The sequence below is a fragment of the Flavobacterium davisii genome (assembly GCF_042182265.1).
GTDB classification, from domain to species: domain Bacteria; phylum Bacteroidota; class Bacteroidia; order Flavobacteriales; family Flavobacteriaceae; genus Flavobacterium; species Flavobacterium davisii.
On record NZ_CP097869.1, the window covers coordinates 1,545,278 to 1,566,494 of the forward strand.

The 21,217-nt window shown below is 31.0% G+C and carries 22 protein-coding genes; 10 read left to right on the forward strand and 12 right to left on the reverse strand.

Going from position 1 to position 21,217, the window contains the following annotated elements:
* Positions 1–85 precede the first annotated feature (85 nt).
* Positions 86–1,042: a methylenetetrahydrofolate reductase [NAD(P)H] gene (gene metF, locus NAB20_RS06420; protein WP_375605719.1), complete on the forward strand. Its 957-nt coding sequence runs from the start codon at positions 86–88 to the stop codon at positions 1,040–1,042.
* Between the two features lie 894 nt (positions 1,043–1,936).
* Entirely contained in the window at positions 1,937–2,116 is a 180-nt protein-coding gene (locus tag NAB20_RS06425; protein ID WP_375605720.1) for a hypothetical protein, read from the forward strand.
* Here the strand turns inward: NAB20_RS06425 and NAB20_RS06430 are convergent.
* The 5 genes from NAB20_RS06430 to NAB20_RS06450 form a co-directional block, all read right to left on the reverse strand.
* A complete protein-coding gene (locus NAB20_RS06430; RefSeq protein WP_375605721.1) occupies positions 2,103–2,309 on the reverse strand; it encodes a hypothetical protein in 207 nt (68 codons plus the stop codon). The two genes, NAB20_RS06425 and NAB20_RS06430, sit on opposite strands and share 14 nt — an antisense overlap.
* Positions 2,310–2,378: 69 nt before the next feature.
* On the reverse strand, positions 2,379–2,951 hold the full coding sequence (locus tag NAB20_RS06435; protein ID WP_375605722.1) for a hypothetical protein: 573 nt from the start codon (positions 2,949–2,951) through the stop codon (positions 2,379–2,381).
* Between the two features lie 94 nt (positions 2,952–3,045).
* Complete coding sequence (locus tag NAB20_RS06440) at positions 3,046–3,345, reverse strand: nucleotidyltransferase family protein (protein WP_375605723.1); 300 nt, start codon at positions 3,343–3,345, stop codon at positions 3,046–3,048.
* Positions 3,346–3,387: 42 nt separating this feature from the next.
* Complete coding sequence (gldA, locus tag NAB20_RS06445) at positions 3,388–4,281, reverse strand: gliding motility-associated ABC transporter ATP-binding subunit GldA (protein ID WP_375605724.1); 894 nt, start codon at positions 4,279–4,281, stop codon at positions 3,388–3,390.
* 290 nt (positions 4,282–4,571) lie between these two features.
* Entirely contained in the window at positions 4,572–5,432 is an 861-nt protein-coding gene (locus NAB20_RS06450) for a hypothetical protein (protein ID WP_235878528.1), read from the reverse strand.
* A 114-nt stretch (positions 5,433–5,546) separates the two neighbouring features.
* Between NAB20_RS06450 and NAB20_RS06455 the strand changes: the two genes are divergently transcribed.
* From NAB20_RS06455 to dnaG, 3 genes are all read left to right on the forward strand, one after another.
* Positions 5,547–6,527, forward strand: a complete 981-nt coding sequence (locus NAB20_RS06455) for a polyprenyl synthetase family protein (protein ID WP_088390355.1) — start codon at positions 5,547–5,549, stop codon at positions 6,525–6,527.
* 153 nt (positions 6,528–6,680) lie between these two features.
* On the forward strand, positions 6,681–7,919 hold the full coding sequence (locus NAB20_RS06460) for a hypothetical protein (RefSeq protein WP_105195388.1): 1,239 nt from the start codon (positions 6,681–6,683) through the stop codon (positions 7,917–7,919).
* A 364-nt stretch (positions 7,920–8,283) separates the two neighbouring features.
* The gene (dnaG, locus tag NAB20_RS06465) at positions 8,284–10,263 is read left to right on the forward strand and encodes a DNA primase (protein WP_088390359.1); all 1,980 of its coding nucleotides are present in this window, start codon (positions 8,284–8,286) and stop codon (positions 10,261–10,263) included.
* A gap of 197 nt (positions 10,264–10,460) precedes the next feature.
* Here the strand turns inward: dnaG and NAB20_RS06470 are convergent, their stop codons facing one another.
* The 3 genes from NAB20_RS06470 to nadE form a co-directional block, all read right to left on the reverse strand.
* Positions 10,461–11,402, reverse strand: a complete 942-nt coding sequence (locus tag NAB20_RS06470) for a hypothetical protein (protein WP_105195390.1) — start codon at positions 11,400–11,402, stop codon at positions 10,461–10,463.
* Positions 11,403–11,500: 98 nt separating this feature from the next.
* Positions 11,501–12,130 carry a response regulator transcription factor gene (locus NAB20_RS06475; RefSeq protein ID WP_127823589.1) on the reverse strand — a complete coding sequence of 210 codons (630 nt, stop codon included), beginning with the start codon at positions 12,128–12,130 and terminating at the stop codon, positions 11,501–11,503.
* 346 nt (positions 12,131–12,476) lie between these two features.
* Positions 12,477–13,283 carry an NAD(+) synthase gene (gene nadE / locus NAB20_RS06480; RefSeq protein WP_088390365.1) on the reverse strand — a complete coding sequence of 269 codons (807 nt, stop codon included), beginning with the start codon at positions 13,281–13,283 and terminating at the stop codon, positions 12,477–12,479.
* A 95-nt stretch (positions 13,284–13,378) separates the two neighbouring features.
* On the opposite strand from nadE, the gene gldB reads away from it, so the two are divergent.
* The 3 genes from gldB (at position 13,379) to NAB20_RS06495 (ending at position 15,383) form a co-directional block, all read left to right on the forward strand.
* The gene (gene gldB, locus NAB20_RS06485; protein ID WP_235878527.1) at positions 13,379–14,344 is read left to right on the forward strand and encodes a gliding motility lipoprotein GldB; all 966 of its coding nucleotides are present in this window, start codon (positions 13,379–13,381) and stop codon (positions 14,342–14,344) included.
* A gap of 87 nt (positions 14,345–14,431) precedes the next feature.
* Positions 14,432–14,767, forward strand: a complete 336-nt coding sequence (gene gldC, locus NAB20_RS06490) for a gliding motility protein GldC (protein WP_088390369.1) — start codon at positions 14,432–14,434, stop codon at positions 14,765–14,767.
* Position 14,768: 1 nt separating this feature from the next.
* Positions 14,769–15,383: a hypothetical protein gene (locus NAB20_RS06495; protein ID WP_088390371.1), complete on the forward strand. Its 615-nt coding sequence runs from the start codon at positions 14,769–14,771 to the stop codon at positions 15,381–15,383.
* Between the two features lie 161 nt (positions 15,384–15,544).
* Here NAB20_RS06495 and yihA read toward each other — a convergent pair whose 3' ends face one another.
* The 4 genes from yihA to NAB20_RS06515 form a co-directional block, all read right to left on the reverse strand.
* A complete protein-coding gene (gene yihA / locus NAB20_RS06500) occupies positions 15,545–16,168 on the reverse strand; it encodes a ribosome biogenesis GTP-binding protein YihA/YsxC (protein ID WP_105195394.1) in 624 nt (207 codons plus the stop codon).
* Between the two features lie 149 nt (positions 16,169–16,317).
* Entirely contained in the window at positions 16,318–17,085 is a 768-nt protein-coding gene (locus tag NAB20_RS06505; RefSeq protein ID WP_088390375.1) for an alpha/beta fold hydrolase, read from the reverse strand.
* A gap of 282 nt (positions 17,086–17,367) precedes the next feature.
* A complete protein-coding gene (locus NAB20_RS06510; RefSeq protein WP_375605725.1) occupies positions 17,368–18,642 on the reverse strand; it encodes an adenylosuccinate synthase in 1,275 nt (424 codons plus the stop codon).
* 20 nt (positions 18,643–18,662) lie between these two features.
* The gene (locus tag NAB20_RS06515) at positions 18,663–19,121 is read right to left on the reverse strand and encodes a Fur family transcriptional regulator (RefSeq protein WP_105195396.1); all 459 of its coding nucleotides are present in this window, start codon (positions 19,119–19,121) and stop codon (positions 18,663–18,665) included.
* Between the two features lie 729 nt (positions 19,122–19,850).
* Here NAB20_RS06515 and NAB20_RS06520 point away from each other — a divergent pair.
* Together NAB20_RS06520 and rsmH are read left to right on the forward strand one after the other, a co-directional pair.
* Positions 19,851–20,324 (forward strand): division/cell wall cluster transcriptional repressor MraZ, encoded by a 474-nt coding sequence (locus NAB20_RS06520; RefSeq protein WP_088390381.1) that lies wholly within the window; start codon positions 19,851–19,853, stop codon positions 20,322–20,324.
* Positions 20,299–21,207 (forward strand): 16S rRNA (cytosine(1402)-N(4))-methyltransferase RsmH, encoded by a 909-nt coding sequence (gene rsmH / locus NAB20_RS06525; RefSeq protein ID WP_205728025.1) that lies wholly within the window; start codon positions 20,299–20,301, stop codon positions 21,205–21,207. Before NAB20_RS06520 ends, rsmH begins: the two co-directional genes overlap by 26 nt.
* The last annotated feature ends 10 nt before the right edge of the window (positions 21,208–21,217 follow it).

A 21,217-nucleotide genomic window follows, 5' to 3' on the forward strand; every position in this document is an offset into this window, starting at 1 on the left:
TAAAACTATTTCCTCTTGGTAGTTGTGCGTCCCATTAAGCCCCTCCTTTGGAGGGGTTGGGGAGGCTTTGACAAGGGGCTGACTTATGAAAGTAACCGAACATATAGAAAAAGCAAACGGGAAAACGCAATTTTCCTTCGAAATATTACCGCCTTTAAAAGGGCAAAACATCCAATGTATATTTGATGGGATTGACCCATTAATGGAATTCAATCCGCCGTTTATAGACGTGACGTATCATCGTGAAGAATACGAATTTAAAGAGTTGTCAAACGGTTTGTTGCAAAAGAAAATTGTAAAAAAACGTCCAGGAACAGTGGGTATTTGTGCTGGGATTCAAAATAAATATAATGTCGATGCCATACCCCATATTTTATGTGGTGGATTTACTAAAGAAGATACAGAAAACCTTCTAATCGACTTAGATTTCCTAGGGATTGATAATGTGGTAGCTTTACGAGGCGATGCGGTAAAAAGTGAAATTTATTTCAAAGCCGAAAAAGAAGGAAATGCCTATGCTTCAGAATTGGTAACTCAAATTAGTAATTTGAATAAAGGGATTTATTTAGATGACGATTTGCAGAATACCAATGCAACCGATTTTTGTATAGGTGTTGCAGGTTATCCCGAAAAACATATGGAAGCACCAAGTATGGATAGCGACATTTATTTTATGAAACAAAAAATAAAAAATGGCGCGGACTATATCATTACCCAAATGTTTTTTGACAATCAAAAGTTTTTTGAATACGTCGAAAAATGCAGAAATGCAGGTATCACAGTGCCTATTATCCCAGGATTAAAACCCATTGCAACCAAAAAACAACTGAATTTGATTCCGCATCGCTTTAAAGTCGATTTACCAGACGATTTGATTATGGCTGTGGTAAAAGCCAAAGATAATGAAGCAGTAAAACAAATCGGTATCGAATGGTGTATTCAGCAAAGTAAGGAGTTAGTTAAATCAGGAGTACCTTTTTTGCATTATTATTCTATGGGGAAGGCTGAGAATATTAAGGCGATTGCAGAGGAGGTGTTTTAATTTGTTTTGAAATTAATAAGTGAATGATGTTGAGTGTTTAAAAACGAAAACCCCAACGGTTAGTTGGGGTGTGTTATTATGGACTAAAGATGGTTAGATACCATCATAATCTAAAACTATAATGTTTACTCTTTTCATATCATTGATTTTAAGTTGTTTTTTTTCTTTTCTATACGTCAAATGTATACTTTTTTTTTAAGATTTTGTATCCTCCTTCCATTTTTTTGAAAGTTTTTCAAAATTCACCCAGCTTTTACTACGTTTTGTGGCTTTGCGAGGTGCGGAACTCGAAAAGCACTGATTATTAATTATTTACTGTACTCCGCAGGTACAAACTGATTTTTAAATTGAAGACTGCTCTCCGCATCTTGCAAAACCGCTGTTAGCTGTTGTTGTGATTTTATACAAAATAATTTGTTAATTTAAAATTATTTTCGTACAATTGCACAAATAAAATAAGAAATTTGAGAAAAAGTCTATAAACACAGAACAATTTTATCGGAAAACACGATTTTTATTACCTATGTAGAAGTCGTGTTTTTTGTTGTTACTAATCAACTACTTTAATAGTTTTTACTACCAAAGGTGAGGCAGTTCTCCTTGTTCCATTGAATGAAACTGCGTTTATTAATTACAATTAGAAAATTAAATGATAGAGTATACTCCTCTTATTGTTATTTTGGTTTTAATAGTAGTTCTTCTAAGAGAAACTAGAACAAACTAAGGTTTCCACACCTTACTAATATAAAAGTGCTTTCCGAAGGGCTTTTCAGCTTTTATTCCTCCTGTTCCCGCAGGAGGTTCTTTTAAACACTATGCAAATATAAACACAACAAATTAATTTACAACACTTTTTCTCAAAATTTCAAAAACTAATTTTTAATTATAATACTTATGAAAACACTTAAACTTCGTGCAAAAGACACAGAAACTTATTACATTAATGTAAGTCAAATAACTTTCTTTTATACTGCAATTATTGAAAATAAAACAATACTACGTCTCTCTTGTGGAAAAGAGTTTGATGTAGACATGACAGTACATGAAATTCAAGAAATGATTAATCAACTATAGAATTTTTGTTTATATAATTTATTACTGGTTCTAATACAAACTTTGCATCTTGAATTGTCATCCCTCTGAGTTTATCTAAAAATTCTTTTTGTAAAGTTTGTATTTTAAAGTTGCTTGAAGAAGTGTTATTATCTTTGTTATAATCATCTACTCCTGCTATATATTTATCTGTAGCAATAGTATTCTTTTCCATTTTCTTATTTAATTTTTTAGAAAACGCTCTCTGTTTTTATACCTTTTCTCGGCTTTTTTACAATTACAGCTAACTTTCTAATTGACGAAACTCTATGTAGTGCTGTAGTTTGTAATAATATCTACCAAAAAGTTTGCCAAAAAGTCTTTTGACAATGTCGTTGTCTAAATCCCCAGCTAAAACCATAGCCGAAATGCTTTCAAAATAATTGAGAGTAATAATTAAAGATTTTCTATATTTTAGATTTTCCTCTTTATCTATATAATCAACAAATTCTTTAATTTTATTTTTCTCTAAATTTTGCTCTTGGGTTTTAATTAGTTGTCTTAAATCTTCATTTATATCCATCATTGCTGGCTTTCTGAAGTCAGAGCAAATATCATAAGTGTACTTTGCTAAATTTTGTTGATTGCTTTTTTGTTGTGTTTTTATTTGGTTTTCTAAATTGTGAAGATGATAAATTAATGTTAAAAATGCTAAAATTGTAAGTGTGATTTTTGATGTATAATCAAATGCGTCTTTTGTAGACCAATTAGAGATATACTTTAAATATATAAAAATTCCAGAGGCTAGAATAACGAAAATAAAAGAAATTAGCCAAATTAATTTTATTGAATATTTTTTGTTGAAAAAATTTTCCATTGTATATATGAATTTTTAGTTTGTAATGTTGGTAAGTAAACTCTCAATCTCATTGATAGCGTTTAATATGTCGTAAAGCCAAGCCTTTATTTGGTTATCCATAAATCAATTTTTTATGCTGATTTAATGTTTTTAAAAAATAAGGGTTATTAATGGCTTTCTCTTCTAATAAATCGACATTTCTTTTGAAGGTGTTTTCTAATGAAAACTTCAAATCATAGTAATTGTCTCCATAATCGAGTACATCTAACGGTAGAAAATCGACAACTAAATCAATATCGCTTTCGGTGTTAAATTTATCAGTCAATACAGAGCCAAAAGCATACAAAGTCTTTACCTTGTGCGCTTTACAAAGGTTGAAAATCTCGGTAGTATGACTTTCTAATAAATTCATTTTGTGTTGTTATATTCAAAAATACAAAAAAGTTTTGAAGATTTATTTAGTCTTCTCCCTAAACACACGCTCCAAGTTCTTACTCTTCAAAGAAAGTTGCAGAATTTTTAAACCATTAGCTTGAGCAAAATCAAATACCTGAGTTCTACGGTCTTCGTTAGTAGTAAAAGTCAATTCCCAAGTGTTCCCGTTGTTTGAAGATTGGATCAAATCAGCTAATACTTCCAACTGAGTTTCTGTAATGGTTTGGTCAAATTCCACCTCAATTACTTGCTCGGCAACCTCAGAAATTAAGTTTTCAATATTGTTATCGGTTACTATCTTCCCTTTGTTGATGATGATGACACGGTCGCAAATCGCTTCCACTTCTTGCATAATATGCGTAGAAAGAAAAACTGTTTTGTCTTTGCCTATGTTTTTAATCAAATCACGAATTTCAACCAATTGATTTGGGTCTAAACCTGTAGTAGGTTCGTCTAAAATCAATACATCCGGATTGTGTAATAAAGCCGTAGCCAGTCCCACACGCTGACGATAACCCTTTGATAATGCGCCAATTTTCTTATGTGCTTCTGGGGTTAATCCCGTTAAAGCGATGACTTCATCAATGCGACTTTTGGCAACTTTATACACATCGGCATTAAAAGTCAAATATTCTCTTACGTACAAATCCAAGTACAACGGATTGTGTTCGGGTAAATACCCCACCGATTTTTGAACGCGAAGAGCATCTGTTGTTACATCAAATCCATTGACTTTAGCGGTGCCACCATCGGTGCTGATAAATGTGGTAAGGATTTTCATTAATGTCGATTTTCCCGCACCATTAGGACCTAGGAAACCCACAATTTCTCCTTTATTAACCGAAAATGAAATGGAATCTAATGCTTTTTGGGAACCGTAATTTTTAGATATATTTTGAACTTCTATTGACATAGCGTAACTGTAATTTGAAAACAAAACTAATGATTTTAGTGAAAAAGGGAGGTTCGTTTTTATATTATTATTCAACAAGTAAGACTGAGAATATTAAGGCGATCGCTGGGGAAGATTGGTGTTCTAGTAGTATGAAAATGCTGTGTAAGTAATTTAAATGAATAATGAAGCATGTCAATAGTTCCTCTTTGAGCTGTTACTGAAAGGCGTTTTTGAATTTTAAGGGATCAAAAAAAGAGAGATTATTGTAATGAAAATAATCTCTCTTTTGATAGGGTTAATAAAACGAACTATTTTCCAAGGAAAATAATGTAATTTTGACCATTGACTGTCAATGTAGCCTTATCATCGCATTCTCCATTTCCGAAATCTAAAACAGCTGCTGTTTTGTCTAATTTTGTATAAGAAATAATACCTTTCGTAATATAAAAACAATTTGATTTTACGATTAAAGGAGAAGTGATTTCAGCTAATCTTACAGTTCCACTTGGGAAAACAGTTTCCCAGTTTCCTGTAATTTGATAAACATTATCTGATAACTCAGGAGTGTTTTGTCCTTGAATAATTTCTCTGGTTTTAGTTCCTGTTATTTTTAAGATCTTACCATTTTCTAAAGTAACAGTTAAGTTTAAGTCAATCTTAAATATTAAATGTTCATTAGGATTTGCTGCTGAGGTACCTCTTGTAATTGTAATGGTTCTTGTTCCTTCTACTTTTACATTGTTGTGAGAAAAATTTTCGAAAGTATAAGTAATTGTGTGAGAGGTGGCTTTAGGTTGGTAAGTAAATTTAATGATTATTTTACCTTTTAACGTATTGCCATTTGGCATAGAACAACCTGTTGAACCAAAATCAATTGTTTTGCTAATTGTTTGTCCAGAAGTATAAGGGGCTTGTGGGGTTATACTTACAACAGCACAAGAAGGAGTTTGTCTTTCTGTAGACATCATTCTGGCTGCTAAATTAAGTTCTCCTAGTTGTTCAAGGACTACTGTTGAAAGATCTTCAACAAAGGCATCTGTTTTTACAGAAGCAGACATGTCATCTTTGGTAATCTCAGGTGTGTATAAATTTTCATTTTCATCTTTATTACAACTGATCAGTAATGCAAAAGTGCTGCATAAAGCAATAATAAAATTTTTAGTTCTCATAATCAAATGGTTTTAAGGTTTATGGGTTGGACTAAAATAATAAAAAAAGGTTTAAATTGATAGCGTAAAAAAGTTTTTTTTCATATATGAAATTGTTTTACCTTTGAAACCCTGATGGATATTACTTCTCAAATAAAACAGCCAATACTTCAGGAAATGGAAATTTTTGAAAAAAAATTTCATTCCTCAATGTCTTCTAAGGTAGCGTTGTTAAATAGGATTACCTATTATATTGTTAATAGGAAAGGGAAACAAATGCGGCCTATGTTTGTTTTTCTTACAGCTAAAATGATCTCTAAAGGAACTGTTTTAGAAAGAACCTACAGAGGAGCATTGGTAATAGAACTTATTCATACGGCTACTTTAGTTCATGATGATGTAGTAGATGATAGTAATCGTCGTCGTGGTTTTTTCTCTATAAATGCTTTGTGGAAAAATAAAATTGCAGTTTTAGTAGGAGATTATTTATTGTCAAAAGGATTGTTACTTTCTATTGATAATGGTGATTTTGATTTACTCAAAATTATTTCAGTTGCAGTTCGAGAAATGAGTGAAGGAGAATTACTTCAGATTGAAAAAGCACGTCGATTAGATATAACAGAAGAAATTTACTACGAAATTATTAGGCAAAAAACAGCTACCCTCATTGCTGCCTGTTGTTCTTTGGCCGCTTGCTCTATTAAACCAGATGATGCTGAATTAATAGAAAGAATGCGTAAATTTGGAGAACTTATAGGGATGGCTTTTCAAATAAAAGACGATCTTTTTGATTATTCAGAAGAAGCTATAGGAAAACCAACAGGAATTGATATTAAAGAGCAAAAAATGACACTTCCACTCATTTATGTTCTTAATACATGTACTCCGAAAGAAAAAAAATGGTTAATTAATTCTATAAAAAATCATAATAAAGATAAAAAGCGTGTGAAAGAAGTTATAGCATTTGTTAAACAAAATAACGGTCTTCTATATGCTGAAAAAAAAATGATTGAATTTCAACAGGAAGCACTGATGTTGCTTGCTGACTTTCCTGAATCAGATTATAAAAGCGCCTTAGTCTTAATGGTAAATTATGTGATTGAAAGAAAAAAATAATTAATTGGATGTGTTTTGGTGTAATTATTGATAATATTTTATAGATAAAACATTTTTTATCATTTTTTAACAGTTATTTGTTAATAGAAGGTTGTTTATTAACAAACTAAAAAGTAGTTTTGTGCTAATTTTTATAAACCAAACCCCAAAACAATGAGAAAAAAGTTATTGACTATACTATTGTTAGTTTTTGTTTCAGGACAAGCACAAAATGTGCAAGGAATTTACGGCGACTTTAACTGGTTTAATAATTGGACTAATTTTAAGCCTAAAACGCAGGATTACGCAGCACCTAGCCGAATATTAAACGGCGAGATAGGAGTGGATACAACTCTTAAAAAAGGAACTTACCAAATAATGGGATCTGTATATGTTGTTAATGGAGCAACTCTTACTTTAGAGCCAGGGGTAGTTATGAGAGGTGATTCGGATTCTAATGGAACTTTAATCATTACTAAAGGATCTAAAATAAAAGCGGAAGGTACAGAAACAGATCCTATTGTTTTTACATCGAATAAAGGAACCTCTGATAGAAAATCAGGCGATTGGGGAGGTATTATAATTTATGGTGATGCACCTGTTAATCGTTACGGAGGGATCGTTTCTTCTATTTATGATCCAAATCCTAAATATAATCTTTTTGGAGGGAATAATGAAAACAGTGATTCAGGTATTCTAAAATATGTACGTATAGAATTTGCAGGAAAAAAATTAAATGAAAAAACAATGTTAAATGGTTTAACATTAGGAGGGGTAGGAAAAAAAACGAAGATAGAATATGTGCAAATTAGTATGGCCAAGGATGATGGATTAGAAATTGTAGGCGGTGTCTTTGATATAAATAATATTATTTCATTTCAAAATGCAGATGATGATTTTGATTTTTCTATGGGAGCAACCTGTTCTATAAGTAATTCAATAGCTATCCGTAATCCTTATATTTCAGATAATACTCGTTCGAGAGTTATGGAAATAGATACTTATGATAAATTAGAAAATTTTGACCCTACTCGTAAGAAAACGGTTGTTAAACTTAATAACGTGACAATGGTTAGTAATGAGGATAATGCGATGGGGCTAGTAAAAGAAGCTATTTCAGTAAAAACAGATTCATTTGTTGAAATTAATAAATGTGTAATTTCAGGTTTTGCTAGTGTATTTGCTATGGATGATAAATATTTGGAGAGAGAAAATTACAAACAATTAAAAATAGTAAACTCTATTATCAATAATTGTACTGAAATTATTACCAACGAAAATTTAGTTAAAGCAGAAGGACAAACGGATTGGTTTACGTCAAAAGATAAAGTAAATAGTGTTACAAAAATTAGTAATATCAATATGTTTAAAAGTAATGATGTACGAAAAAAACCCGATTTCAGGTTGAAATAAGAAGGGATTGTAAAAGCGAGTAATCATATTTTTGATCAGTAAGAGAAATCACACAATTAAAAGTTGTGTGGCTTCTCTTGTTTTTTTAGCGTAAGTTAAACCCAGATTAGATGATAGGTCTTGTGTAACAAAAAGGAAAAGAACAAAAAGTATAAAAATATATCGAAATTTTTTATCGCAGACAGAGTTTGTTAAACGGAGAATAAAAAGAAAGTTGTTTTTTTAGATTTAGTAATTTTGTTTTATAATGAAGTCTAATGTGGAATCTGGGGTAAATATTAAAAGTGCCTTTTTTTAGATCATTCCTTTTTCTACTTAAAAGGTTTTTAAAGTTTGTATATTTGAATTTTTTTAAAGATTAATTGTGATTTCTAAAAATACAATAGAAACCGTTTTTGAAACGGCTCGAGTGGAGGAGGTTATAGGTGACTTTGTTCAGCTAAAAAGAGCGGGTACAAATTTAAAAGGACTTAGTCCTTTTTCGGATGAAAAATCACCTTCTTTTATGGTCTCACCAGTAAAACAAATATGGAAAGACTTTAGTTCAGGTAAAGGAGGAAATGCTGTGACATTTCTAATGGAACATGAGCATTTTTCATATCCAGAAGCGATTCGATATTTAGCAAAAAAATATAACATAGAAATTGAAGAAACAGAGCAATCTACTGAAGAAGTAGCGGTAGCTAATGAAAAAGAAAGTATGTACTTAGTTTCTGAATTTGCTCAAAAATTTTTTCAAAATGCTCTACTTCATACAGATGAAGGTCAGGCAATAGGACTTTCGTACTTTAAAGAACGTGGATTTACTTTAGAAACTATTGAAAAATTTGGTTTAGGTTTTTCACCTGAAGCTTGGGATATTTTTACAAAAGAAGCTCTCGGAAAAGGGTATAAATTAGAATTTTTAGAAAAAACAGGGTTAACTATAGCTAAGGAAGATGGAAGGCATTTTGATCGTTTTAAAGGACGTGTTATGTTTCCTATTCAAAGTATGTCTGGACGTGTTCTTGGTTTTGGTGGACGTATTTTAACGAATGATAAGAAAGTTGCTAAATACGTTAATTCTCCAGAAAGTGAAATTTATCATAAATCTAAAGTCCTATATGGTATTTATTATGCAAAACAAGCCATAGCCAAACAAGATAATTGTTACTTATGTGAAGGATATACAGATGTTATTCAAATGCACCAAGCAGGTATAGAAAATGTAGTAGCTTCATCTGGTACTGCCTTAACTCCAGATCAAATTCGTTTGATTAATCGTTTGACAAAAAATGTCACAGTTCTTTTTGATGGAGATGCAGCAGGTTTAAGAGCTTCTATTAGAGGGATTGACTTAATTTTGGAGGAAGGTATGAATGTGAAAGTTTGTACTTTTCCAGATGGAGATGATCCAGATAGTTTTGCTAGAAAAACTTCTCATGACGATTTATTGCGTTATCTTGATCAGAATGCCATGGATTTTATTCAGTTTAAAGCATCACTTTTGATGAAAGAAGCTAAAAATGATCCGATAAAAAAAGCAGATCTAATTCGAGATATGGTGATTAGTATTGCTAAAATACCCGATCGAATTAAACGAGAAGTATATATTAAAGAATGTTCTCGTATCATGGATATTTCGGAGGAAGTATTATTTAATACATTAGCACAATTGGTTCAAAAAGACATTGCGGAATCGGGGAAGAAATTAAAACAAGAACAAAAAGCATTTACAGTTGTAAAAAATGAAGAACAATCAGCTAAAACAAAAGTAGATGTTCAATATCAATTAGAACGTAAGATTATAGAAATCCTTTTACTTTATGGGGGAGCAGAAGAAGAATTTACAGATTTTTTATACAAAGCTACTCCAGAAGGTGAATTAAAAGAAATAAAAGAAATTAATAAGTATAAAGTATACCAGCGAATTTATTTGAGTTTACAGGAAGATGAAGTAGAATTGGCAAATCCTCTTTTTAGAGCTATCTATAATGACGTAATGAATTATTATCATCAAAATGAGAAATTAGAAATTGAACATTTTTTGATGCAATTAACACCCGAATTAGCTCAAGAAGTAACTTCTATTTTGATGGAGGATGAAAAGATGAGCCTCCATAATTGGGAGGTTAAACTTATTTATGTAAAATTAAAAGATCAAACAATTGGTCAGTATGCAACAGAAACAATCTTAAGTTTGAGATGGTTTTTAGTAAATAAAATTATAGAAGAAGTTAAAGGACAATTATCACCCGATCCTCAGGCTGATAATTCTGAAATTTTATATATGGTAATGGATTATTCTAAATTGGTGGGTAATTTTTCCAGTAAGCTAGGACGTGTGATGTCTCGTTATTCTTAGTTTTTATAAAGGAATATCCGAAAAGTAAAAATTTCATCTTGTTATTTTTTTCAATAGAAATATATAATTTATTAAAACATTTGCTTAGTCTGTTTAAATAAAATGATCCAGTTTATCTTTAGAAAAGGATTCATAATATAAAATAAATGATGAAATTTTTGAGCTTTTCAGATATTTTTCATTATTTGTTGAGGAATTTAGAGTTTAACAATATAAATAGCTCCTTCTCCCATTGCAGGTATGAACAAGTAGTTGTTATAACTGCTGATGTCTGCTGGACCATTCAGATATTTTTTACCTATTTTGTTAGAAAGATCTATTACTTCACTTTTTTGTGTCATTGGGTTGTATTTAAAAATAAATCCTACTTCATTCGATCCATTGTAATCTTTCCCCCAATCTGAAAGATATACTTCATTGTTAATTAGAGCGATGCCGTCTAGTCCTCCCAAAGCACTTGGGCCATTTGTGACATCCGTATTATTTTTGGAGTTTAAATCTAATTTTTTTAATGATAATCCATTTTTAAAGGCGCAATTCCATAATGTATTGTCTGTTAAAAACAAGCCATTTACAAAACCATTTTCGCCTATTTTTTCCTTAGTTTTTTCTTTTAAATTAATCTTATAAATACCACCGTTATTTGTAATGCTTGCATATAACGTATTGTTGTCATTTCCTTTAACAAGATCGTTTAATCCTGTGCCTCCTTGTTGTGTTAGGTCTATTCCAAGATCTGTAAAAGAAATTCGATCAACAAGTTCTCCTGTATTGATATTTATTCCTTTTAATTCATCTATATCGTTTACCCATAATACATTGTCTATTAAAGCACTGCCTTTTGGAGCATTTAAAATAGTTTTACTGATGTTTTTTGAAATTAACTTACCGTTTAAATCTACTTTGGTTATCATTCCGTCTCCATCTTTTACGTGAGGAGCTAATTGAGCCCCAATGTCTGAAATGTAGAAATATTCTTTGCCGTCAAAAAGAATGCTTTCAGGATGACCAAATTGTAAGGCTAATTTTCCTGTTGAGAATGTAATTTCATTACTAGGGATTGTCGTGTTATTATCTTTTGAACATCCTATTAATAATGCAGTTCCTATAAGAGAGGAAAATAAAAAACTCTTTTTCATAATAGTTATTTTTAATTAGTAACAAATGTATGAATAAGAGTTTTTTTAGGTTTTTTGTGATCGTTCAAAAAGTTATTCTAAAAGTTCATATTTTAAAACTAAACAATTTCTAATATTTTGGCTTTATTAACAAGATCTACAAGATTCGTTACATTTAATTTTGCTAATAAACGGAGTTTATATGTGCTTATAGTTTTTTCATTTAAATTTAAAGATTCGGCAATTTCTTTATTTTTTTTACCGTTTGATAGATAACGTAATACTTCTATTTCTCTACTAGATAGTTTTCTGTATAGTTGTTCTGACTTATTTTGTTTTGAAATTAAAGCTATATTGCGTTTTACCACATCACTAAATACCACAGTTCCTCTGTTGACTTTTATAATTGTTGAGGCTAAATTTTCTAGTTTTTCTGACTTTTCAACAAATGCTGAAGCTCCTGCTTTTATAGCATTAGGAGCGTATACCTGTTCATTTAAATTAGAAAATAAAATGATCTTAAGTTTCCTGTGATTTTCTAATAAATTTTTAATATCATTAATACTATTTAACCCATTCAGCTCCATATCCATGATCAAAATATCTACTTCTTTACGTTTCAACATTTCTTCAATCATTTCAAAGTTATCCACGATTCCTACTAATGTAATATCAGAATGTTCTTTGAAATATGATTTAATACCATAATGAACTACAGGATGATTATCCGCAAGACCTATCTTTATCATACATTATTTGTTTAAAATTGTGTAAGTACAAAATTACAAATAAAAAGATAAAGGCTTGATTATCAGTTGTAGAAAAAGTTTTACACTTTTGTAGAAATTATTTAGGTGCACTCAGAAATAAAATGTATCAATAAAATCAAAGTTTAAGGCTTTTTTATTTTTGAATTTAACCCCCTTTTTTTTAGAGTAAAAGACTCTAAAAAAAAGGGTAATATTTTTTATTAGCACTATTTCAAAAAGTAAAAAAAATAAAAAGGATAGCTTTGCTTTTTTTGGAATATTTGGAGTTATACCTTGAAATTTTTTATATCAAAGTACATGAGGGCAAAAAATATTTTCAAATTTCCTATTTAAGTTCATTAGGAATTATACATACAGGTATTGGATTCATTTTATGTTGATTAATAGTGTTTAATCGTAAATAAATTTTAAAGACTTCTTTCTCTCTCCCTTCAAAATCATTGCTGTTTTTCCCATTTTCTAATTGTTTCATGGCCCATTCTAATTCATCATAATTGGCACCTAGTTGATCTTCGTCGCTTCGATCATCGCCAAATAGTCCATCTGTAGGTTTTGCATTTAGTATAGATTCAGGTACTCCCACATAAGATGCTAAAGTACGAACATCACTTTTTAGCAAGTCTGCTATAGGACTAATGTCTACGCCTCCATCCCCGTATTTAGTAAAAAAGCCTACTCCAAAATCCTCTACCTTATTGCCAGTTCCGGCTACTAATAAGTTGTTTAAACCAGCAAGGTAGTATAAAGATACCATTCGTAAACGTGAACGAGTATTGGCGAAGGCTAAATGAAGTTTGTCCTCATTTTCTGATATAGGTACTTCGTTTTTGAAACTTTCAAAAATGGGGGTCATATTAATTTGAGTATCCAATACATTTGAAAATTTTTGTTTTAGCATATTAATATGTTCGTATGCCCTGTTTACATGGCTTTCTGCTTGATGTATAGGCATTTCTACACATAAGGTTGTAAGACCAGTTTGCGCACATAATGTAGAAGTTAAAGCGGAGTCTATTCCGCCAGAAATACCAACTACAAAGCCTTTTACTCCAGCTTTTATAGCGTATTCTTTTAACCAGTTTACAATATGTTTATTTACTTTTTCTGCATTTAAAGTGCTTATTTTTTGCATAACGATGATTGTATTAAAAAGGGATGTATATTTGCAAAAATAATAAAATTACTTATAAACCGTTTTTTGGTTATCTTAATAGAATTAGTAGGAAAATGAGGAAATATATTGCGTTAGCTGTTTTAGCTCTTTCTGCTTTGTCTTGCAAAAAAAATGCAAAAGTACAAGAACAAGCGGAAGAAATGGAACTAAATGTTGTGGTAGATCGTTATGATAAAGCTTTTTTTGAAGCAAAACCATCTGATTTACCTATTTTAAAAGAAAAATACCCTTTTTTCTTTCCTCCTCAAGTTGATGAACGGTTTTTAGCTGAAAAAATGGTACATCCACAATGGAGAGCATTGTATGATGAAGTAGAAAAACGATATGATAATTTTGATGTTGAAAAGAAGAATATCGAAACACTATTTAAATATATAAAATATTATTTTCCTAAAACAAAAATACCTAAAGTATATACTGTCATTCAGGATATGGATCCCGATTATAAAGTAATTTATGCTCCAGATAAAAATGTTTTAATTATTTCTTTAGAACTGTATTTAGGTAAATCACATCGTTTTTACGAATATCCTGAGTTTTTGAAAAAGAGATTTGAAGCGGTACAAATGATGCCAGATGTGGTAGATGCGTTTGCTTTGTATAAGGTTAAACCTCCTATAGATCGCGATTTTTTATCGCAAATGATTTATGAAGGAAAAAAATTGTACTTAAAAGATGTCTTGTTGCCTACAACTCCTGATGAAGACAAAATAGCTTATACAACAGAAGAGTTAAAGTGGTGCGAAGAGAATGATGAAACTATCTGGCGATTTATGATAGAACAAAAAATGTTATATGATACAAATCCTATGCTAGTTCAAAAATTAATAGCACCAGGACCTTTTTCTAAATTTGGACTCGAAAGTGATAATCAAACACCTGCTCGTATAGGTGCGTGGATTGGATGGCAAATTGTTCGTGCTTACATGGAACAAAATGAGGTTTCTTTAGAAAAAATGCTTGTTGTAGATGCTAAAGAACTTTTTAAAAAATCTAAATATAAACCTGTAAAGAATTAATTGTTAACTCAGAGTGTGGTAAAATATTTAAAGGAAAATTCCTAGCAAAAATATAGTTCATATAAATTTTAAAACATAAAAAATAAAATGCCAATAACTAAAACATCCGATATTAATTTTAAGATTTCATTAGATGAAAATCATGTTCCAGAAAAATTACATTGGACTGCAAAAGACGGTGGAATAGAAGAACAAGAAGCCAAAGCTCTTATGTTAAATATATGGGATAGTAACGCAAAAGAAACAATGCGTATTGATTTGTGGACAAAGGATATGCCTGTAGATGAAATGAAGATATTTTTTCATCAAACTTTGGTGGCTATGGCGGATACTTTTGAACGTGCAACGGCTGATGAAAAAATGAGTGCAACAATGCGTGATTTTTGTGAGTATTTTGCTGAAAAGTTAGAGTTGAAAAAATAAAATGTATAAATTTAAAATGTTAGAAATGGTAAGTAGAAAATTATCTTTTTTATGTGCATGTTTGATTTTAGTTTCTTGTAATAAAGAAGATAGCAAGGATGTGATGTCTGATACTAAAGGAAGTTGTGAGTCTTCAATACCTTTTTTGAAAACGGGCAAGGAAGTAGTGTTTGATCTTTTTACATTTGGAAAGAAATCAGGAACAATGAAAATGACTTTTGGAAGTTGTAATGGAGAAGGATTTCTAGTTACAAGAAATTTTTACAATGACTTAGGTGAATTAGTGCGCTCTAGTGTTGATTTAATGAAACAAGAAGGAGATTTTCTTTTGGTTGATTCAGATAATAATAAAGATTATTTTGCAAAAAGCTATAAAAAGAATGTTCAGTTAAATGAAGAATGGAAACATGTTAGAGCTGATAAAGCGGTTGTAACACATAAAGTTATAGATTTAGATTCTGTTATTAAGGTGCCCGCTGGTACATTTCATTGTAAAGTTTTTAAGTTTTCTACAACAACAGCTATTAATGACTCTTATATTTTTTGGAATGATGATATAGGGAATGTTTACGAAGATACTGGGTTTTTTAAAATGGAACTTAAATCATTTAAGTAGTACAATAAAAAAGAGACTGTCTGGTAAAGGTTGTAATTCTGTTATTTCATCGGCGAGAAAAATCACATATACAGATAATGTGATTTCTCCTGTCATCATTGAAGTAATAAGTTAAAAATATTATACAATTTATTTATTACTTTTTAGATAGTCTCTTTTTGTTAGACAAAATGATCATTGTTTTTGAAAATTTCTTGATTTACATTGTCTATAAAATCTAAAATACCGTCGCGTCCAACTGCATCTAATGAGGAAGTTATAAAATGTTGAGGCATTTCTTCCCAATTGTTAGCTAGTAATGATTTTCGATAAGCTGCAACGTTTTGTTCTGCTTTGCCCTTACTTATTTTATCTGCTTTTGTGAAAATAATACAAAAAGGAACGCCCGTCTCGCCAAGATATGTAATGAATTCTAAGTCTATTTTTTGAGCTTCATGGCGAATATCTATTAAGATAAAGGCACAAACCAATTGAGCTCGTTTTTCAAAATAATCAGTAATGAATTTCTGGAAAACTTCCTTTGTTTTTTTAGAAACTCTTGCATATCCATATCCTGGTAAATCAACTAAAAACCAGTTATTATTAATTTTAAAATGATTAATTAGCTGGGTTTTACCTGGTCTAGAGGAAGTTTTTGCTAAATTTTTATGATTAGTTAGCATGTTTATTAAGGAGGATTTCCCTACGTTAGATCTTCCTATGAAAGCGTATTCAGGTAAACGCTCCTGAGGACATTTGCTTACAAGAGAGTTACTTATGATAAATTCAGCTGTATTAATTTTCATAGATATAAAATATGAGAGTGTCTATTTAATATTTCGTTTTTTGTTTTGATTATGACAAACTATGTTTTTGTGTCTTATTTGTTTTGATAAGACTCTTGGGCTTTTACGTAAAAAGGGATGTCTGTTTTTTTGAAAGATTCCTTTGTTAATTATTTATGTTCTGCTTTTGTTTTTAACCATTCTTCCAAAATCCTATTAAACTCATCAGGATGTTCCATCATAGCAGCATGACCACATTGGTCTATCCAATATAAAGTAGAATTGGGGAGTAATTTGTGAAATTCTTCTGCTACTTCTGGAGGCGTTACTTTGTCCTGTCTACCCCATATAATTCCTGTTGGAACGTGCATTTTTGGTAAGTCTTTGGCCATGTTGTGACGTATGGCGCTCTTGGCAATGGTAAGTGTTTTTAAAAGTTTAATACGATCGTTAACCGTAGCATATACTTCATCAACAATTTCTTTTGTAGCAACAGCAGGATTGTAAAATACGTCTTCTGACTTTTTTTTGATGTACTCATAATCTCCACGTTTAGGATAGCTTTCTCCCATCGCACTTTCATATAAACCTGAGCTACCTGTAATTACTAATCCTGATACTTTTTCGGGGAAAAGTTTTGTGAAATATAAGGCTATATGCCCTCCTAATGAGTTACCTACAAGGACAACTCTATCATAACCTTTATAATTAATGAAATTTTTAAGGTATACAGCAAATGCTTTTACATTGGTTTTTAATATATTTTGGGTATATAAAGGTAATTCAGGAATTACTACTTTGTATCCTTTGTTAGGGAAATATTGAGCAACTCCTCCAAAATTACTAAGACCTCCCATTAATCCATGTAAAATTACAATTGGAGTCCCTTCTCCTGCTTCGAAATATTTGTATTTACCGTCTTCTATTAAGTGCTCCACTTTATTAATTCGTTTTTATATGACAAATATAGTGGTTAAAAATGAAAAAATTATTTTTATTATTTTTTTATGGATAAAGTAATCGGAGATCTTAAAAGGATAGGTGGAAGAAAGAAGTTGAGGCTGTTTTCTAATCTAAATCTATTGAAATTTGGAATGAAAATAGTTTAACAGGTTTTAATTTGAACGCGTAATTGTATTTGATTTTCTTTTTATAAAAATGCCCCAAATAGTGTTTAGCTTTTTTGGGGCGGTATCTTATTGTATAAATTGATTTCTATATTATGATTTGATAATTGTTTGTTTTCTGTCAGGTCCAACAGATATAATCATAATAGGAACTTCTAGCTCTTTTTCAATGAAATGAATATAGTTTTTTAGCTCAATAGGGAGTTCTTCAAAAGAGCTCATGTCTGTTAGATCAGCCTTCCAACCTTTAAATTCGGTATAAACAGGGGTTAGATTTTCTTCTTCAATAGAAAAAGGGAGATGTTTTATAATTTCACCTTTATAGTTATAAGCGGTGCAAACTTTCAGTGTTTCAAAACCAGAAAGGACATCGCCCTTCATCATCATCAATTGAGTTACACCATTTATTTGAATAGCATATTTTAAAGCTACTAAATCCAGCCATCCACAGCGTCTAGCGCGTCCTGTTACAGAGCCAAATTCATTGCCTACTTTAGCCATTGTTTCGCCATCTGTTCCAAAATCCTCTGTAGGGAATGGTCCAGATCCAACACGAGTAGTATAGGCTTTGAAAATACCAAATACCTCTTTTATTTTGTTAGGGGCAATGCCTAAGCCTGTACAAGCTCCGGCAGCAGTAGTGTTAGATGAAGTTACAAAAGGATAAGTTCCAAAGTCAACATCTAATAAGGAGCCTTGTGCCCCCTCGCAAAGAATAGACTTACCTTCTTTTTGAGCTTTTGCTAAAAATTCTTCGCTATCAATAAAAGTTAATTTTTTTAAGCCTTCTATGGCTTCAAAAAATTCTTTTTCCATTTCGGGAAGGTTGTATTGAATATTTACATCGTAAAACTTAATCATTTCCTCATGCTTATTTGCTAAAGAACGATATTTTTCAATGAAATCAGACATTTCAATGTCTCCAACCCTTAGGCCGTTACGTCCTGTTTTGTCCATATAAGTTGGTCCAATACCCTTTAGAGTTGAGCCAATTTTAGCTTTTCCTTTAGCTGTTTCAGAAGCAGCATCTAATAAGCGATGGGTTGGTAAAATAAGATGTGCTTTTCTTGAAATCAATAATTTTGACTCAATGTTCATATTGAACTTTTCAAGTCCTTCTATTTCTTTTTGAAAGACAACGGGGTCTATAACAACACCATTACCAATGATATTTATTGCGTTTTTATGAAAAATACCAGATGGGATTGTGCGTAAAACGTGTTTTATTCCGTCAAACTCAAGTGTGTGTCCTGCATTAGGACCTCCTTGAAATCGCGCTATTATATCGTATTTAGAGGTTAGTACATCGACAATTTTTCCTTTGCCTTCATCGCCCCATTGTAATCCTAGTAGTAAGTCTACAGTCATTGTGTTGTTGTTTGTAATTTTTAAGAATTTTTCTTTTTAGTAGCGTAGAAATATAGAGAATGATTTTGGATCTCAATTCCAAATAAATCTTCCATAGTTTGTTTGATGGTTTGTATTCTTGGGTCGCAAAATTCAATTACTTCGCCTGTATCAGTCATAATAATATGATCATGTTGTTTGTCAAAGTAAGATTTTTCATAATGCGCTTGATTTTGACCAAATTGGTGTTTGCGAACTAAACCGCAATCTAATAACAATTCAATGGTGTTATAAAGTGTAGCTCGTGATACGCGATAATTTTTGTTTTTCATTTTAATATAAAGATTTTCTATATCAAAATGTTCTGAACTGTCGTATATCTCCTGAAGAATTGCATATCGTTCAGGTGTCTTTCGATGCCCATTTTTTTCTAAGTAACTAGTAAAAACATTTTTTACTGTTTCTTGATGGCTATTATTGTCAGATGTAATTTGCGTCATAAGGTTACAAAGATAAAATTTTTATTTAGATTGTAAATAATAATGGTTTTACTTTTATGAGTGCTAATTTGTTAAGAAAGAACGAAGGTGTAATTGAATGGAAATACTGGGGGTGTTCATCTGTTTCTAAATTGAAAATAAATAAGTTTTGTGTATAAAAGTCTTTTAAAAAGTGATTTATGAAGGCGTTAATTGATCTGAATCTAGATTTTATATTAGGCTTCGTTTAGAAAGAAAATAAGTTAAATATTTTTCTAATCTGGAAATTGGGTTAAATAAAGGAAAGTGTTTTGCCTGATTTTATATTCAACTGCTGAAGTGCTTTTGCAATGAGTACAAAAAAAGAAAATAGGAGAGATTTTGGGTGTAATCATAATTAGTCATTTAAGTTGAGTGTTTATTTATAATGAAAAAAATGATTTACTTAATACTGTATATATAGGGTATGAAGATGTTTTGAAAATGTGTATTAATAATAAAAAAAGTGGGTTTGGGGTTAAAAAACTTTAAAATGGCGGTTCAAAATAAAATAAAGAGAATTTGATTTTTAAACAGATTAAGGTCGTCTTCTTTGAGAGTTAAAGGTAGGAAAAGAAGAAAGAGGAGGTTCTTGGGGTTTTGTGGTGTATTTCTTATAAAATCAAAACTTATCAACAAAGTGGTATTTTGTGGTAAAATGTGGTAAAAATATTCCTATCTTTGTATTTGTACAGTACAAAGTGTAACTCCTTGAATACCATTGTTGGAACATATGAATGTAAAGCAGATGCGAAAGGCAGGTTGATGTTACCGGTTGCCTTGAAAGGGCAATTGGCGACTTCTTTGCAGGAAGGGTTTGTGTTAAAACGTTCTGTTTTTCAACAATGTTTAGAGTTGTATCCGATGAGTGAATGGAATGTTATGATGCAAAAAATCAATAAGTTGAATCGTTTTGTAAAAAAGAACAATGATTTTATTCGTCGATTTACAGCAGGAGTTAAAGTAGTGGAGATTGATGCTACAGGACGTTTGTTAATTCCTAAAGATTTAGCGGTTTTTGCAAATATTACGAATAACGTTGTTTTGTCTTCGGCAGTGACTATATTAGAAATTTGGGATAAAGAGTTATATGAAAAAGCTATTGATGATTCAGTGATGGATTTTGCGGATTTAGCTGAAGAAGTAATGGGAGATTTAAATTTTGATGACGATGGAATATCATAATCCGGTTTTATTAAGGGAGACAGTTGATGGTTTGAATATCAAACCGGATGGAGTGTATGTAGATGTAACTTTTGGAGGAGGAGGTCATTCAAGGGAAATATTATCTCGGTTGGGGCCTAATGGGAAATTGTTTGCTTTTGATCAAGACGAAGATGCTTGGGCTAATACAATACCAGATCCAAGATTTGTTTTAATTAAAGAAAATTTTAGGTATATCAGAAATTTTTTACGTTTTCAGAATATTCGAAAGGTAGATGGGATTTTAGCTGATTTAGGAGTTTCCTCTCACCAATTTGATGTGCCTGAACGCGGTTTTTCTACTCGTTTTGATGGCGCTCTCGATATGAGAATGAATCAAAAAAATGAATTGAGCGCCTACACTGTAGTGAACGAATACGATGATGCGAATTTACGTCGTATTTTTTTAGAGTATGGAGAACTTAAAAATGCTCCAGCTTTAGCTAGGACGATTATAGAAGCGAGAGATACAGAAAGAATTGTTAATACAGAAGATTTAAAGCAAGTTTTAGGAAAACACTTACCAAGTCATAAAGCGAATAAAATTCTAGCTCAAATTTATCAAGCCATACGTATTGAAGTAAATCAAGAAATGGATGTCTTAAAAGAGTTTTTAGAGCAATCGTTAGATGTCTTAAATGTAGGAGGAAGATTAAGTGTTATTTCTTACCATTCTTTAGAAGATCGTCTAGTGAAACGATTTGTTAAAAATGGAATGTTTGAAGGAGAGCCAGAACGAGATATGTTTGGAAGATTTGAAGTACCTATGAAAGCTATTGGTAAACTCATTGTTCCGACGAATGAAGAAATAAAAATAAACAACAGAGCTCGAAGTGCAAAACTTCGTATTGCCGAAAAATTATAAGAATCAATGT